Source organism: Pseudomonas sp. EA_15y_Pfl1_P101 (genome assembly GCF_963970835.1).
Lineage (GTDB): Bacteria > Pseudomonadota > Gammaproteobacteria > Pseudomonadales > Pseudomonadaceae > Aquipseudomonas > Aquipseudomonas tritici.
On record NZ_CAXAPA010000007.1, the window covers coordinates 155,452 to 171,506 of the forward strand.

Sequence of the window (16,055 nt, forward strand, 5' to 3'; positions counted from 1 at the left end):
ACTAATCCTACCCCTGAGCGCCTTAATCCTTCATAAAACACATCCGGTAACTATGAGTACTTCATATTAAACTCTTTGCGCCTTTGGCACTTTTAGTGAGCAGACGAAAGCATTCGCACGATAATGGTGACTCCAGCCACGAACTTCTATAGTACAGATGAGCTATTGAACTAAGACATGCCTGAAAAATTGACTAAGCATAGACGCCTTAGGTGCGCACTAGTGTGCTGTTCGCGAAATAAATTACTGATTAATTCGTCTACACTTCAAACGTCACCCCTGCCTTGGAGAGCTGACAGTGAGTGCTCTGGACATCACGCTTAGCCCCGAAGAAAAGGCCGAACTGAAACGGCTCGTTCGCTCTGCGACTCTCCCCCAGAGAGAAGGCCGTCGAGCACGCATTATCCTGCTAGCTGCCGAGGGCGAAACCCGGGACAACATCGCACGGCTGACTGGCTTTTCCTGCCCGACGATTCTGGCCCCGCCGGACAAGGCTTTGGTGTTGTGTTGCGATGAGAAAAGCCAGGTTCTAGCGCTGGAGCGGACGCAGCCGGGCTTGCCTTTGGGCATCTGTCATATCCAGACTAAGTCCCATGATTACACCCGACACGGCACGGTCACTTTATTCGCCGCACTGGATTATCTTCAGGGCAAATTGATCAGCAGCATCGAGCGTCAGCACCGGCATCAAGAGTGGCTGGCCTTTCTCAAGAAGATCAATAAAGAGACGCCCAAACACCTCCAGCCTCACCTGATCGTCGATCACTATGCGACGCACAAGCATGCGGCAGTGAAAGCCTGGCTGGCGAAACATCCTCGCTTTCATATTCATTTCACGCCGACCTCCAGCTCATGGATGAACATGGTTGAGCGCTTCTTTCGAGACGTCACGGTGTATCTTCGCGACGGCAGTTTTACCTCGGTTCGCGAGCTGTAAAGCTCCATTACAGCGTTAATGGCGTTACGCAATGCTCAGCCGACCCGATACGTTAGGAACGCAAAGGGAGAGGAGATCTTGAACAAAATCAAGCGGGCGCGTGAGGCACTTGAAGCCGTAGCCAATAAGTAAATTATTTCGAAAACAGAACATTAGCGTCTGGGCATGAGGTGAATAGTCGATGAGGGTCAGGCAGTCCTGTTTATAACCTACTACGTAAAAAGCGTGTCCCTACCAACATGGAGAGGTTTGACATAATTATCCGCCATCAGAAAACCACCGAAACTACAGCAGCTATCTGCTGGGCTCAGGCTCATGAACTGACTGACACCGGGCTGCACTGCGTCTCCGGCGGCGCCGATTTCACCATCATGCCGGTACCCGGCATTGGTGTGATCAAACCTGATCCGATCTGCATCTATCCATTCCCTGATGTGCCTCCACCGTCAGACATTCGCGGGCCGTTTGTTGGTTTATGTCCGTTGCGCCCTGACCAGCAGCACTCAGGTCAGGACGTATTCACCCGCCTCTCGTGAAGCGACAACAGGTTCAGGCGCAACTCCGAAGGGCGCAGCGGCTTGGAGAGCACGGACACTTCGGTACCCTGCATTGATTCAATGACCACTTCCACCTCCCTCCCGGTAAGGATCAAAGCCGGTACATCCCAGCCGCGGGCTGCTCTGATACTCGCAATGCAGTCAAGGCCATTGGCCTCGGTGCCTAGGTCGTAATCGGCTACGATAATGTCGCAGTCGGTGGTCAACCCTTCAACAGATCGGGCGACCTGGACTTCGCATCCCCACCTTTCCAGCAGCGCGGCGGTGGCCATCAGCACATTTTTGTCGTCTTCCACCAGGCAGATCCTGACGCCCTTGAGCAGGCTGTCGCCCAATGTTTTTTTGCGGGCCGGTTTTACAGGCGCGCTCACCTCTTCAAGCCCATGGATAGTAACTGTCGTGCCGCGGTCAACACGGGAATTGATATCGATCTGTACGCCAAGAAGCTGACTGAGCCGCTTGACGATGGATAGCCCCAGCCCTACGCCCTCAACGTCCTTATCGCGAACATGGCGAATCCGATAGAACTCGTCACAGACTTTGGGCAGATGTTCAGCCGCGATGCCTCGCCCCTGATCATGCACGCTGATTGACAAGCTACCTTTGTGGCGACGTACACCGATCAGCACCGGGTGCTCGGGGGCATACTTGAGTGCGTTGGACAGAATGTTCTGCACCATCGTGGCAAGCAGTGTGGCATCGACTCTTACCCAGCGCCGACACGGCCGGACTCTCAGTTCCACGCCGGCCCATCGGGCAGCAGCCGTGTTTTGCTGAGCTATTTCATTCAGCATGTCACCCAGGTTGACCACGTCTGACTTGGCCGAAACCTTGCCGCTGTCCAGCGTGTATATATCCAGAATCGAGCGAAACAACTGCGATACGTTGTGCAGGGAACGATCGATGTTGTCGACCAGCTGACGCTCATAGTCACCTAGCGGGCTTGAACGCAGGCACGCGGTAAACATGCCGATCGAGTGAATGGGCTGGCGCAGATCGTGGCTTGCCTGGGCCAGAAAACGCTCTTTTTCGCGGTTGGCAACGGTTGCCTGCTCCGATGCCTGGCGAGCCAGCAGCAACAGAATGTGGGCGTAGCCAGGCACCAGAATCGTGATAGCGACCAGCATCAGTACCATGAATGGTTGCGCTTGCCAGTACGGCGTCAATTTATAAATGATCAGTATGGCCAGCAGCGCCAGCGACGCAGCAATCGACAGGTAACGCGAGCCAAAGCGCATCCCATTGCCCAGGGTCACCCAGACCATCACACTGAAAATCGGCAGCGTTGCCTCTCCGCCTACGACCAAACCGACGGAAATTGCGGTGTAGTCATGGACCATCCCGAATACAAGGCGGACCGGAAAGACGCCGGGGAACCTGGTGATGTGCTGGCGCAGGATCAGAGATACCACCAGAAAGCCGGCATAGTAGAGAATGATCGGTTGATACTTCGCTATGTCGAGCCCAGGCAGGAAACCTAACAGCGCCACGTAGGTGACCGCGAACGTCGCCACTATCAGCCTCAGATTCGCCTGATCCAGTTCAGCGTTTTTCCGGCATTTCATCAAGGCACCTCGTTTTACTGCGGACTCGTTCCGCTCGACGAGCGGCTAGTGGCTATCGCTCACATACCCACTTTCGCTTTCTACTCCAGATCGAGCGCGGTAAATGCTTCTCCCGTGCCATTTTCGCGATAACTTAATTAACTTGGCGACCACCATCATCTGACTAGGGTCATGCGAACCTGCTCTTCCATGATGTCGAGAGCATAAATAATCACTCTAGATTTTTCTCACAGGCGATACGCATTGCGCCTATCGAGTATGATGACCCGACTTAAAATTCGGAAGCAGAGGCATGGCGTGCAGAATCATAGTGGCTGACGACCACCCCCTATTTCGTGAAGGCATGTTGCGTACCATCGAACGTCTGTTGCCAGAAGCTATCATTGAGCAGGCAGGCAATTTCAATGAAGTGCTGACCTTGGCACGCTCCGGTGAAGAAGTTGACACTCTGATTCTGGACCTGCGCTTCCCCGGACTGGACTCGATTCACACCATTGCCAAACTGCGCAATGAGTTCCGACGTACCTCGATCATCGTGGTCTCGATGATCGATGACCCGGAAACCATCTCCCAAGTCATGTCGAATGGTGCTGATGGCTTTATTGGCAAGAACATCGATCCACAGGAAATAACCGACTCTATCGTCTCTATCCGACAGGGCGACGTCGTCGTCAATTACAAGTCCGCAGGTTCGCTTTTCAACGAATCAGCGGTTAACGCACTAAGCCCTCTTACTACACGTCAGAAACAGGTACTGAGTCTGATCGCCGCAGGCAAAACTAATAAGGAAATAGCCAAAGATTTGGGTATTTCCCCCTTTACCGTGCGCATACACGTTTCAAGCCTGTTAAAAGCTCTGGGGGTATCGACCCGGGCAGCCGCTGCAGCGCAGTTCGCTACGCAGGCCATCAAGTAGGCGGCGGAAACAACATTCATTCTCCAATGTTCAGACTGCCAATGTCAGGTGCCAATTGCAGCTTAGCCTTATGCCAGCTTACCAAGGATTCCAAACGTTTCTGCCTCGCTGAGGCCTGGTCACTCTGCGAACGCAGAAGCTCAAGAATACTGCCCTCCCCAGCCTTGTAACGGCCCTGAGCAATGTCATAAGACTTGCTCGCACTCTCGACAAAAAGACGACTGATTGCCAATGCCCGGGTTCTGGATTCCAGCGCCTGCAGACGATATGTCTGCTGGCCGGCGCCAGCATGATATTTTGCGTTAGCGGCTTTCCGACTGTTGTGCGCGAGACGTTCAGCACTGATTTTGGCTTGCAACAGCGCGGTGTTGGCCTGCACTTGGTAAAAGACTCTGGCGGTGGCAAGCATCGACTTCTGCAATTCTTCAATTCGGCTGCCACTGGCGGCGTTCAGTAACTGGCGGGCACTTTCGACTTTTGCGGCGCGAAGCCCAAAGTCGAAGAGCACCCAGCTCATATTGAGGTCGTAGATGCTGGTACTGGCGTTCAGCCTGGAATTGGCTTCGGAGAAGCCCGGATACCGGGTGGTCTTGGCAGCCCGACCTTTTTGAAACAGCCCTTCCACAGTCGGGTAGTTGGCTGGGTGCTCAGCCTCCATTTCCGCCTGACGATCCAGCTCCGTCAGCCACGCTGTTGCCGCTGATGCAGAATTGACCCTGCTGCCGAAATTTCGCTGATCCAGGCTTCAACTTTGTAAAGCGTTAGCAGGTCTGACTTTGGGCTGAATGCTTGTGGGGCAACGCCAAGTCGGCAGATGGGTCAATTCTGCATCAGCGGCAACATCGAATGACCTATGTATTCGTCCCTAGAGTAGGAAATATCTTGAATATTTCTAAAAAACTCTCTTAACGGATACTCAGTGCGTCCCGAGCACGGTGGCCCGGAAAAAGCGTCACCGGCTACTCAATCGGGGGGATCGAATGCGCCAGCGACAGACTTTATTTATTTCCGACAGACTTTATTTCGTAGCTTCGAAGGGCGCTCAAGGCGCGTGCCGTATTACTCCACCGTCACCGACTTCGCCAGGTTGCGCGGCTGGTCAACGTCAGTGCCCTTGAGCACGGCGACGTAGTAAGACAGCAGTTGCAGCGGGATGGTGTAGAGAATCGGCGACAGGGTGTCGTTGATGTGCGGCATGTTGATGACGTGAGTGCCTTCACCATTGGTCATGCCTGCTTTCTCGTCGGCGAATACCACCAACTGGCCGCCACGGGCACGTACTTCCTGCAGGTTGGACTTGAGCTTTTCCAGCAGTTCGTTGTTTGGCGCGACCGTGACGACTGGCATGTCGTCATCCACCAGGGCCAATGGACCGTGCTTGAGCTCGCCGGCCGGGTAGGCTTCGGCGTGGATGTACGAGATTTCCTTGAGTTTGAGCGAGCCTTCCATTGCCACCGGGTATTGCGCGCCACGGCCGAGGAACAGGGTGTGGTTTTTGTCGGCGAACAGCTCGGCGACTTTTTCCACGATACTGTCCATGGCCAGGGCCTCACCCAGGCGGGTTGGCAGGCGGCGCAGTTCTTCGACCAGGGTGGCTTCAACACCTGCGGCGAGGGTGCCACGTACTTGGCCCAGGGACAGGGTGAGCAACAACAGGCCGACCAGCTGGGTGGTGAAGGCTTTGGTGGAGGCCACGCCGATTTCGCGACCGGCCTGGGTCAGCAGGGTCAGGTCGGATTCGCGCACCAGGGAACTGATGCTGACGTTGCAGATCGCCAGGCTGGCGAGGAAGCCCAGCTCCTTGGCGTTACGCAAGGCGGCCAAGGTATCGGCGGTTTCTCCCGACTGCGAGATGGTCACGAACAGGGTGTCAGGCTGGACCACAACTTTGCGGTAGCGGAACTCGCTGGCCACTTCGACCTGGCATGGGATGCCGGCCAGTTCTTCCAGCCAGTAACGGGCAACCATGCCGGCGTGGTAGCTGGTGCCGCAAGCCACGATCTGCACATTGCGCACTTTGGCGAACAACTCGGCGGCTTGTGGGCCAAAGGCGTTGACCAACACTTGCTTGTCGCCCAGACGACCCTCCAGGGTGCGCTGCACCACGGCCGGTTGCTCGTGGATTTCCTTGAGCATGAAGTGGCGGTATTCGCCTTTGTCGGCGGCTTCGGCGCCGTCGCGGTATTGCACAGCTTCACGCTCGACAGACTGACCGTTAACGTCCCAGATCTGCACGCTTTCACGGCGGATGTCGGCAATATCGCCTTCTTCCAGGTACATGAAGCGGTCGGTGACCTGGCGCAGGGCCAACTGGTCGGAGGCGAGGAAGTTTTCCCCCAGCCCCAGGCCGATCACCAACGGGCTGCCACTGCGGGCGGCAACCACGCGATCGGGCTGGGTGGCGCTGACCACGGCCAGACCGTATGCGCCGTGCAGTTCTTTTACGGTGGCTTTGAGGGCGACCGTCAGGTCGCCCAGGTCTTTGAGCTTGTGATTCAGCAGGTGGGCGATGACTTCGGTGTCGGTGTCCGACGTGAATACGTAGCCCAGGCCCTTGAGTTGCTCACGCAGCACTTCATGGTTTTCGATGATGCCGTTGTGCACCACCGCCAGGTCGCCGGAAAAGTGTGGGTGGGCGTTGCGTTCGCACGGCGCACCGTGGGTAGCCCAACGGGTGTGGGCGATGCCCAGACGGCCAACCAACGGCTCACCGGCCAGGGCTTGCTCCAGTTCACTGACCTTGCCCGGGCGACGCATGCGCTCAAGCTTGCCGGCGTTGGAGAAGACGGCCACACCGGCGCTGTCGTAGCCACGGTATTCCAGGCGTTTGAGGCCTTCGAGCAGGATGGGAGTGATGTTGCGTTCAGCGACTGCGCCTACGATGCCACACATGGTGTTTCTCCTAGATGATTGCCGCGCATATAAGCGTAATGCCGCGGGCTTGGATCTGGTCGCGGGCCTCAAGCGGCAGGCGATCATCGGTGATAAGGGTATGGACGCTGCTCCAGGGCAGTTCCAGGTTGGGAATCTTGCGACCGATCTTGTCGGATTCGACCATCACCACCACTTCACGGGCGACCTCGGCCATTACGCGGCTAAGGCCCAGCAGTTCGTTGAAGGTGGTGGTACCGCGCTGCAGATCGATGCCGTCGGCGCCGATAAACAGTTGATCAAAATCATAGGAACGCAGCACTTGCTCGGCGACCTGGCCTTGGAACGAGTCCGAATGCGGGTCCCAGGTGCCGCCGGTCATCAACAGCACCGGCTCGTGCTCCAGCTCGCTCAAGGCGCGGGCCACGTGCAGGGAGTTGGTCATCACCACCAGGCCTGGCTGGTGGCCCAGTTCGGGGATCATCGCGGCGGTGGTGCTGCCGCTGTCGATGATGATGCGCGCGTGTTCGCGCAGGCGCATCACGGCGGCACGGGCGATGGCGCGCTTGTAGATCGAGATGGGTTGGGCGGCGTCGCCGACCAGTTCCTGGGGCATGGTAATTGCGCCACCGTAACGGCGTAGCAGCAGGCCGTTGCTTTCGAGGGCAGCCAAGTCCTTGCGGATGGTCACTTCCGACGTTTCGAAACGCTTGGCCAATTCGTCCACGCTGACTTCGCCCTGTTCATTGAGCAAGGTCAGGATGTTGTGGCGCCGTTGAGGGGTATTTCGTTTCGACATGGTGATGGTAAGTTTCGTTTCGAAAGATAACGAAGGCAATCAAAACCTATTGGCGAAACGTCGTCAAGTGGGGCGTACACAATTTTTAGATCAACACAAAACCAATGTGGGAGCGGGCTTGCTTGCGAATGCGGAGTGTCAGTCACGGGAGATGTTGACTGAACGACCGCATTCGCGAGCAAGCCCGCGCACATTGGATATTTATCGCTGATCAGCGTGTGGATAACTCAGGTCTTTTTGATTTTGACCGGGCGTTTCCAGCCATCAATGTTGCGCTGGCGGGCACGTGCGACAGCCAGTTGGGACTTATCCACATCCTGGTTGATGGTTGAGCCCGCGGCTGTGCTGGCGCCATCGTCGAGGGTAACCGGAGCGACCAACGAATTATTTGAACCGATAAATACATCCGCACCAATGCTGGTCTGGTGCTTATTGGCGCCATCGTAGTTGCAGGTGATGGTGCCGGCACCGATGTTAGTTCGCGCACCTACGGTGGCATCACCTAAGTAGGTCAGGTGTCCGACTTTGGCTTCGTCGTCCAACTTGGCGTTTTTCAATTCAACAAAGTTACCCACATGGGCTTTAACTCCCAATACGCTTCCTGGACGTAACCGCGCAAACGGCCCAGCATCGCTGCCCTCGCCCATCAAAGCGCCGTCGATATGGCTGTTGGCCTTGACCACCGCGCCTTTGCGCAGGGTGCTGTCCTTGATCACGCAGTTCGGGCCAATCACCACCTCGTCTTCGATGATCACTCGGCCTTCGAGGATCACGTTGATGTCGATCAGCACGTCACGGCCGACAGTGACTTCGCCACGCACATCAAAGCGCGCCGGGTCGCGCAGGGTCACACCCTGGGCCATCAGGCGGCGGCCTTCGCGCAGTTGATAGTGACGTTCAAGCTCTGCAAGCTGCTTGCGGTCATTGGCGCCCTGCACTTCCATCGGGTCGTGGGGCTGTTCGGTAGCCACCAGCAGGCCATCGCTCACGGCCATCTCGATGACGTCGGTGAGGTAGTACTCGCCCTGGGCGTTGTTGTTCGACAGACGGCTCATCCAGTCGGCGAGCTTATTGGCAGGGACCGCCAGAATCCCGGTATTGCCTTCGGTAATGGCGCGCTGAGTTTCGCTGGCATCCTTGTGCTCAACGATAGCCGCGACCTTACCGTCGGCATTGCGCACGATGCGCCCGTAGCCGGTAGGGTCATCCAGTTCAACGGTCAGCAGACCCATCTGGCCTGGCACGACATGCTTGAGCAGGCGTTGCAGGGTTTCCACTTCAATCAACGGTACGTCGCCGTACAGGATCAGCACGGTGTCGGCACTGATGAAGGGCACGGCTTGTGCGGTGGCATGGCCGGTGCCGAGTTGTTTGTCCTGCAAAACGAAATTCAGGTCATCCGCGGCCAGGCGTTCACGGACCACATCGGCACCGTGGCCAATCACCACGTGGATGCGTTGCGGGTCGAGTTGCCGGGCGCTGTGGATAACATGGCCAAGCATGGAATTGCCGGCCACCGGGTGCAGCACTTTGGGCAAGGCCGAACGCATACGGGTGCCCTGGCCAGCGGCGAGAATGACGATTTCAAGAGACATGAGTGGCTACCAATCCTGGGCGGTCCGACTTCAGACCAGAGAAGTGTTTTGCAAAAAAAGAAAAAGGGTAGCCGAGGCTACCCTTTTTAATCAATCGCGCATAAAGCATGACGGCATGGCCGCTTACTTCTTGCGGATCTGCTGGAGCGTGCGCAGCTGAGCTGCAGCCTCGGCCAGACGTACAGCAGCAGCGCTGTAGTCGAAGTCGGCACCCTTTTCGTTCAGGGCCTTCTCGGCAGCCTTGACGGCTTCCTGAGCGGAGGCTTCATCCAGGTCGCCAGCACGTTGCACGGTGTCGGCAAGTACCTTGACCATGTTCGGCTGAACCTCGAGGAAACCACCGGAGATGTAAAACACCTCACGTTCCCCGCCTTGCTTGGTCAGCGTGATCGGACCTGGTTTCAAGCTTGTGATCAGCGGGGCATGACCCATGGCGATACCAAGATCACCCAGGTCGCCGTGCGCTGTAACAAACTCGACCAGACCGGAGAAAATTTCCCCTTCCGCGCTGACGATATCGCAATGGACTGTCATAGCCATCTGATTGCCTCAACCTGATGAGCGCCCGTTTCCGGGCGCCTGGATTACAGTTTCTTGGCTTTCTCGATCGCTTCTTCGATGCCGCCGACCATGTAGAACGCTTGTTCTGGCAGGTGGTCGTAGTCACCGTTGAGGATGCCTTTGAAGCCAGCAATGGTGTCTTTCAGGGAAACGTATTTACCCGAAGCACCGGTGAAGACTTCAGCCACGAAGAACGGCTGCGACAAGAAGCGTTGGATCTTACGAGCACGGTTTACCAACTGCTTATCGGTTTCCGACAGCTCGTCCATACCCAGGATCGCAATGATGTCCTTCAGTTCTTTGTAACGCTGCAGCACGTACTGAACGCCGCGAGCGGTATCGTAGTGCTCCTGGCCGATCACGTTCGGGTCAAGCTGGCGCGAAGTCGAGTCGAGTGGATCGACCGCTGGGTAGATACCCAGGGAAGCGATGTCACGGGACAGAACGACGGTGGCGTCCAAGTGGGCGAAGGTGGTCGCAGGCGACGGGTCGGTCAAGTCATCCGCAGGTACGTATACCGCTTGGATCGAAGTGATCGAACCTTCCTTGGTCGAAGTGATACGTTCTTGCAGAACGCCCATCTCTTCAGCCAGGGTCGGCTGGTAGCCTACTGCGGAAGGCATACGGCCCAGCAGTGCGGATACTTCAGTACCGGCCAAGGTGTAACGGTAGATGTTGTCGACGAACAGCAGAACGTCGTTACCTTCGTCACGGAACTTCTCGGCCATGGTCAGGCCAGTCAGTGCTACGCGCAGACGGTTACCCGGCGGCTCGTTCATCTGACCGTAAACCAGTGCCACTTTGTCCAGAACGTTGGAGTCCTTCATCTCGTGGTAGAAGTCGTTACCCTCACGGGTACGCTCACCCACACCGGCGAACACGGAATAACCGCTGTGCTCGATGGCGATGTTACGGATCAGTTCCATCATGTTTACGGTCTTGCCTACACCGGCACCACCGAACAGACCGACTTTACCGCCTTTGGCGAACGGGCAAACCAGGTCGATAACCTTGATGCCGGTTTCCAGCAGGTCGTTGCCGCCAGCTTGTTCGGCGAACGAAGGTGCTGGACGGTGAATGCCCCAACGCTCTTCGGTGTCGATCGGGCCAGCTTCGTCAATCGGGTTGCCCAGTACGTCCATGATCCGGCCCAGGGTCGCTTTACCGACCGGTACGGAGATGGCTGCGCCAGAGTCGATTACGTCCAGACCGCGCTTCAAGCCTTCGGTGGAACCCATCGCAATGGTACGAACTACGCCGTCGCCCAGCTGCTGCTGAACTTCCAGAGTAGTTTCCGCGCCTTGTACTTTCAGCGCGTTGTAGATGCTCGGTACGCTGTCGCGTGGAAATTCCACGTCGATAACGGCGCCGATGATTTGAACGATACGTCCGCTACTCATAGCTGGATCCTCTGAATATTTGAACCGTTAAACCGCGGCAGCGCCGCCGACGATTTCCGAGATCTCTTGGGTGATCGCAGCCTGACGCGCCTTGTTGTAGATCAGCTGCAAATCGCTGATCAGATCACCGGCGTTATCGGTAGCGTTTTTCATCGCGATCATCCGCGCTGCTTGTTCAGCTGCGTTGTTCTCGACCACCGCCTGGTACACCTGCGACTCCACGTAGCGCACCATCAAGCCGTCAAGCAGCTCTTTGGCGTCTGGTTCGTAGAGGTAGTCCCAGTGGTGCTTGAGTTCCTGATCCGGAGTCGCCACCAGTGGAATCAATTGCTCCACGGTTGGCTGCTGGGTCATGGTGTTGATGAACTTGTTGGATACCACGGAGAGGCGGTCAATCCGGCCTTCCAGGTATGCATCCAGCATCACCTTCACACTGCCGATCAAATCATTGATCGACGGCTCTTCACCCAGGTGGCTGATAGCTGCAACGACGTTACCGCCGAAGTTGCGGAAAAAGGCCGCACCCTTGCTACCAACAACACACAGATCGATCTCGACGCCGTTTTCGCGGTTTACCGCCATGTCCTTGACCAGGGCCTTGAACAGGTTGGTATTCAGACCACCGCACAAACCACGGTCACTGCTCACAACCACATAACCGACGCGCTTGACTTCACGCTCGATCATGAATGGGTGGCGGTATTCCGGGTTGGCGTTGGCCAAATGCCCAATTACCTGGCGGATACGCTCCGCATAAGGACGGCTAGCAGCCATACGCATTTGTGCCTTGCGCATTTTGCTGACCGCCACTTTTTCCATGGCGCTGGTAATCTTTTGCGTGCTTTTGATGCTCGCAATCTTACTGCGAATCTCTTTTGCGCCTGCCATGTAACACCTATCAGGTTAGCAAGCGGGAGCCTTGCGGCTCCCGCTGCGGCTTACCAGGTTTGGGTGGCCTTGAACTTCTCGATACCGGCTTTCATGCCAGCGTCGATATCGTCATTGAAGTCACCCTTCACGTTGATCTTCGCCATCAATTCGGCGTGATCGCGGTTGAAGTAAGCAATCAGCGCTTGTTCAAAGCTGCCAACTTTGGCGATTTCAACGTCGGTCAGGAACCCACGCTCAGCGGCATACAGCGACAACGCCATGTCAGCGATCGACATTGGGGCGTATTGCTTCTGCTTCATCAGCTCGGTAACGCGCTGACCATGCTCAAGTTGCTTACGGGTCGCTTCGTCCAGGTCAGAAGCGAACTGGGCGAATGCCGCCAGTTCACGGTACTGAGCCAGAGCGGTACGGATACCACCGGAGAGCTTCTTGATGATCTTGGTCTGAGCGGCACCACCCACACGGGATACCGAAACACCGGCGTTCACAGCAGGACGGATCCCGGAGTTGAACATGGCCGATTCCAGGAAGATCTGACCGTCGGTGATGGAAATCACGTTGGTCGGAACGAACGCGGAAACGTCGCCAGCCTGGGTTTCGATGATCGGCAGTGCGGTCAGGGAACCGGTTTTGCCGGTCACTGCGCCGTTGGTGAACTTCTCTACGTATTCTTCCGAAACGCGGGATGCACGCTCCAGCAGACGGGAGTGGAGATAGAACACGTCGCCTGGGTAAGCTTCACGGCCTGGTGGACGGCGCAGCAGCAGGGAAATCTGGCGGTAAGCCACTGCTTGCTTGGACAGATCGTCATAAACGATCAGCGCGTCTTCACCGCGGTCGCGGAAGAATTCACCCATGGTGCAACCGGAGTACGGTGCCAGGAATTGCAGCGCAGGAGATTCCGAAGCACTGGCAGCCACGATGATCGTGTTGGCCAGGGCGCCGTTTTCTTCCAGCTTGCGAACCACGTTGGCGATGGTCGATTGCTTCTGACCGATCGCTACGTAGACGCAGAAAATGCCGCTGTCTTTCTGGTTGATGATCGCGTCGATGGCCAGAGCGGTTTTACCGATCTGACGGTCACCGATGATCAGCTCACGCTGGCCACGGCCGACTGGGATCATGGCATCGACAGCCTTGTAGCCAGTCTGTACAGGCTGGTCTACCGACTTACGCCAGATCACGCCTGGAGCAACTTTCTCGACCGCGTCGGTCTCGGTGTTGCCCAGTGGACCTTTACCGTCAACAGGGTTACCCAGTGCGTCGACTACGCGACCCAGCAGTTCCTTACCCACCGGAACTTCCAGGATGCGGCCTGTGCACTTGGCGCTCATGCCTTCAGCCAGACTGGTGTACGCGCCCAATACAACGGCACCTACGGAGTCTTGCTCCAGGTTGAGGGCCATACCGTAGACGCCGCCCGGAAACTCGATCATCTCGCCGTACATTACGTCGGCCAGACCGTGAATCCGCACGATGCCGTCAGATACGCTGACGACAGTGCCTTCGTTACGGGCTTGGGAGGTCACATCGAGCTTGTCGATGCGGCCCTTGATAATTTCACTTATTTCGGAAGGATTGAGTTGCTGCATTGCTCTGCTGCCCCTTCAAACTCAAGATTTCAATGCTTCGGCAAGATTCGCGAGTTTGCCGCGAATCGAACCATCGATAACCAGGTCGCCGGCGCGAATGATGACACCACCAATCAGGGTGGCATCCTCCGCAACTTGCAGGCGCACTTCCCGGTCGAGTCGTGCACTGAGAACCTTGGCGAGTTTGTCTTGCTGTTCTTGGTTCAATGCGAAAGCACTGGTCACTTCAACGTCTACCGACTTCTCTTGCTCGGCCTTGTACAGGTCGAACAGAGCGGCAATCTCCGGCAAAAGCAGGAGACGGTCGTTTTCGGCAACGACGTGCAAGAAGTTCTGCACTTTCACATCAAACTTGTCGCCGCACACGTCAATAAACGTGGCGGCCTTGTCTGCGCTCGTCAGTCGCGGGGCCTTGAGCACGCGCTGCATTGTGTCGTCTTGCGACACTGCTGCAGCCAGGCCGAGCATGGCTGACCAAGAGGCCAGCTGCTGGTGGGCCTGGGCGTGCTCGAAGGCTGCCTTAGCGTAAGGTCGGGCCAACGTGGTCAATTCTGCCATGATCGCCCTCGCTTAAATTTCAGCAGCCAGTTTGTTAACCAGCTCCGCGTGCGCGTTTTGATCGATTGTGGCGCCCAGGATCTTCTCAGCACCGCCGACGGCCAGAGCACCCAGTTGGGCACGCAGCGCATCTTTGACACCGTTCAGTTCCTGCTCGATCTCGGCCTGAGCCTGAACCTTCACACGGTCAGCGTCGATACGGGCTTTTTCAACAGCCTCTTCAACAATCTGGTTACCGCGTTTCTTGGCTTGCTCAATGATCTCGGCTGCTTGGGCTTTCGCTTCGCGCAGTTGCTGACCCGCTTTATCTTGGGCCAACTCCAGGTCGCGAGCTGCTCGGGCTGCAGCGTCCAGTCCATCCGCGATCTTCTTCTGACGTTCGTGCAGAGCTGCGATGACCGGAGGCCATACGAACTTCATGCAGAAAACGACAAAAATCAAGAACGCTAAGGACTGACCAATAATGGTTGCATTAATGTTCACGCCAATACCTCGCTCATTCGTTGCACAACACACCAATCACTCGAAAAACGAGTGATTAACCGGCGAGTTGACCAACGAAAGGGTTCGCGAAGGTGAAGAACAGAGCGATACCAACACCGATCATGGTCACGGCGTCGAGCAGGCCGGCGACGATGAACATTTTAACTTGCAGCATTGGAACCATTTCTGGTTGACGCGCGGCGCCTTCCAGGAATTTGCCGCCCAGCAGGCCGAAACCAATGGCAGTACCCAGGGCGCCCAGGCCGATCAACAGTGCAACAGCGATAGCGGTTAGACCAACTACAGTTTCCATCTTTCCTCCCGACTTTTACGTCGTATGGTTTAGGTTTTTTAGATTTTAAAGCGGTAAAACAAATCGTTTCATAGCCCTGGTGGGCCACCTTCCCGTTTCACCGGGAAGGACATCAGACTAGTCGAGACTGGCCTTAATGGTTCTCTTCGTGCGCCATCGACAGGTAGACGATGGTCAGCATCATGAAGATGAAGGCCTGCAGGGTGATGATCAGGATGTGGAACACAGCCCACGCCCACTGCAGAACGATGCCCAGGCCGCTAAGCCAGAGCAGGCCGCTGCCGAACATCACAGCGATCAGAATGAACACCAACTCGCCGGCATACATGTTGCCGAACAGTCGCAGAGCCAGGGAAATCGGCTTGGCGATCAGGGTCACGAATTCCAGCAGGAAGTTCACCGGGATCAGCAGGGCTTGAACAAAGATGTTCTTGCTGCCGAACGGGTGCAGGGTCAGTTCGCCGATGAAGCCGCCGATGCCCTTGATCTTGATGCTGTAGAAAATGATCAGCGCGAACACCGACAGGGCCATGCCCAGGGTAGCGTTCGGGTCAGTGGTCGATACCGCGCGAAATGGGATGTGCGGATCGCCCGAGATCAGGATGGCCAACTGAGGAATCCAGTCAACCGGGATCAGGTCGACGGCGTTCATCAGGAACACCCAGACGAAGATGGTCAGTGCCAACGGTGCAATCACCGGGCTACGACCATGGAAGCTGTCTTTCACGCTGCCATCGACGAATTCGACCAATACTTCAACGAAGTTCTGCAAAGCACCTGGCTGACCGGAAGTTGCCTTCTTTGCCGCCATGCGGAAAATCAGAACGAAGATCAGACCCAATGCGACCGACCAGCCCAGAGTATCCAGGTGGAAAGCCCAGAAACCCATTTCTTTGGCTTCTGCTGCGGAGTGGGCAAAGCCCCAGCCGCCATTAGGAAGCTGACCGAAGGTCAGGTTCTGCAAGTGGTGCTGGATATAGCCCGAAGCGGTTGTTTCTGCCATGGTTGCCTCAAACG

Annotated in this window: 13 protein-coding genes and 2 pseudogenes; 2 read left to right on the forward strand and 13 right to left on the reverse strand. The window is 56.5% G+C overall.

Going from position 1 to position 16,055, the window contains the following annotated elements; translation table 11 throughout:
* Nucleotides 1-298 precede the first annotated feature (298 nt).
* Nucleotides 299-1,069 (forward strand): annotated as a pseudogene (locus AACY36_RS13120) (IS630 family transposase).
* A gap of 376 nt (nt 1,070-1,445) precedes the next feature.
* Here the strand turns inward: AACY36_RS13120 and AACY36_RS13125 are convergent.
* Complete coding sequence (locus tag AACY36_RS13125; protein ID WP_339497223.1) at nt 1,446-3,059, reverse strand: ATP-binding response regulator; 1,614 nt, start codon at nt 3,057-3,059, stop codon at nt 1,446-1,448.
* Between the two features lie 292 nt (nt 3,060-3,351).
* On the opposite strand from AACY36_RS13125, the gene AACY36_RS13130 reads away from it, so the two are divergent.
* Nucleotides 3,352-3,975, forward strand: a complete 624-nt coding sequence (locus tag AACY36_RS13130) for a response regulator transcription factor (RefSeq protein WP_339418564.1) — start codon at nt 3,352-3,354, stop codon at nt 3,973-3,975.
* A 16-nt stretch (nt 3,976-3,991) separates the two neighbouring features.
* Here AACY36_RS13130 and AACY36_RS13135 read toward each other — a convergent pair.
* From AACY36_RS13135 to atpB, 12 genes and pseudogenes are all read right to left on the reverse strand, one after another.
* A pseudogene (locus AACY36_RS13135) lies at nt 3,992-4,663 on the reverse strand (TolC family protein); the annotation flags it as partial.
* 371 nt (nt 4,664-5,034) lie between these two features.
* Nucleotides 5,035-6,867, reverse strand: a complete 1,833-nt coding sequence (glmS, locus tag AACY36_RS13140; protein ID WP_339418536.1) for a glutamine--fructose-6-phosphate transaminase (isomerizing) — start codon at nt 6,865-6,867, stop codon at nt 5,035-5,037.
* Nucleotides 6,868-6,877: 10 nt separating this feature from the next.
* Nucleotides 6,878-7,645 (reverse strand): DeoR/GlpR family DNA-binding transcription regulator, encoded by a 768-nt coding sequence (locus tag AACY36_RS13145; protein ID WP_314562196.1) that lies wholly within the window; start codon nt 7,643-7,645, stop codon nt 6,878-6,880.
* A 227-nt stretch (nt 7,646-7,872) separates the two neighbouring features.
* The gene (gene glmU, locus AACY36_RS13150) at nt 7,873-9,240 is read right to left on the reverse strand and encodes a bifunctional UDP-N-acetylglucosamine diphosphorylase/glucosamine-1-phosphate N-acetyltransferase GlmU (RefSeq protein WP_339418533.1); all 1,368 of its coding nucleotides are present in this window, start codon (nt 9,238-9,240) and stop codon (nt 7,873-7,875) included.
* 123 nt (nt 9,241-9,363) lie between these two features.
* The gene (locus AACY36_RS13155) at nt 9,364-9,780 is read right to left on the reverse strand and encodes a F0F1 ATP synthase subunit epsilon (protein WP_003195825.1); all 417 of its coding nucleotides are present in this window, start codon (nt 9,778-9,780) and stop codon (nt 9,364-9,366) included.
* Nucleotides 9,781-9,824: 44 nt separating this feature from the next.
* Nucleotides 9,825-11,201, reverse strand: a complete 1,377-nt coding sequence (gene atpD, locus AACY36_RS13160) for a F0F1 ATP synthase subunit beta (RefSeq protein ID WP_003233564.1) — start codon at nt 11,199-11,201, stop codon at nt 9,825-9,827.
* A 27-nt stretch (nt 11,202-11,228) separates the two neighbouring features.
* Nucleotides 11,229-12,089, reverse strand: a complete 861-nt coding sequence (gene atpG, locus AACY36_RS13165; protein ID WP_028618578.1) for a F0F1 ATP synthase subunit gamma — start codon at nt 12,087-12,089, stop codon at nt 11,229-11,231.
* 50 nt (nt 12,090-12,139) lie between these two features.
* Entirely contained in the window at nt 12,140-13,684 is a 1,545-nt protein-coding gene (gene atpA, locus AACY36_RS13170; RefSeq protein WP_003195831.1) for a F0F1 ATP synthase subunit alpha, read from the reverse strand.
* A gap of 21 nt (nt 13,685-13,705) precedes the next feature.
* Nucleotides 13,706-14,242, reverse strand: a complete 537-nt coding sequence (locus AACY36_RS13175; RefSeq protein ID WP_049710821.1) for a F0F1 ATP synthase subunit delta — start codon at nt 14,240-14,242, stop codon at nt 13,706-13,708.
* 12 nt (nt 14,243-14,254) lie between these two features.
* On the reverse strand, nt 14,255-14,725 hold the full coding sequence (locus tag AACY36_RS13180) for a F0F1 ATP synthase subunit B (RefSeq protein ID WP_008439543.1): 471 nt from the start codon (nt 14,723-14,725) through the stop codon (nt 14,255-14,257).
* Nucleotides 14,726-14,780: 55 nt separating this feature from the next.
* Complete coding sequence (gene atpE / locus AACY36_RS13185; protein ID WP_002555987.1) at nt 14,781-15,038, reverse strand: F0F1 ATP synthase subunit C; 258 nt, start codon at nt 15,036-15,038, stop codon at nt 14,781-14,783.
* 133 nt (nt 15,039-15,171) lie between these two features.
* Nucleotides 15,172-16,041, reverse strand: coding sequence for a F0F1 ATP synthase subunit A (gene atpB, locus AACY36_RS13190; protein WP_049710820.1), 870 nt, complete (start codon nt 16,039-16,041; stop codon nt 15,172-15,174).
* Nucleotides 16,042-16,055: the final 14 nt, after the last annotated feature.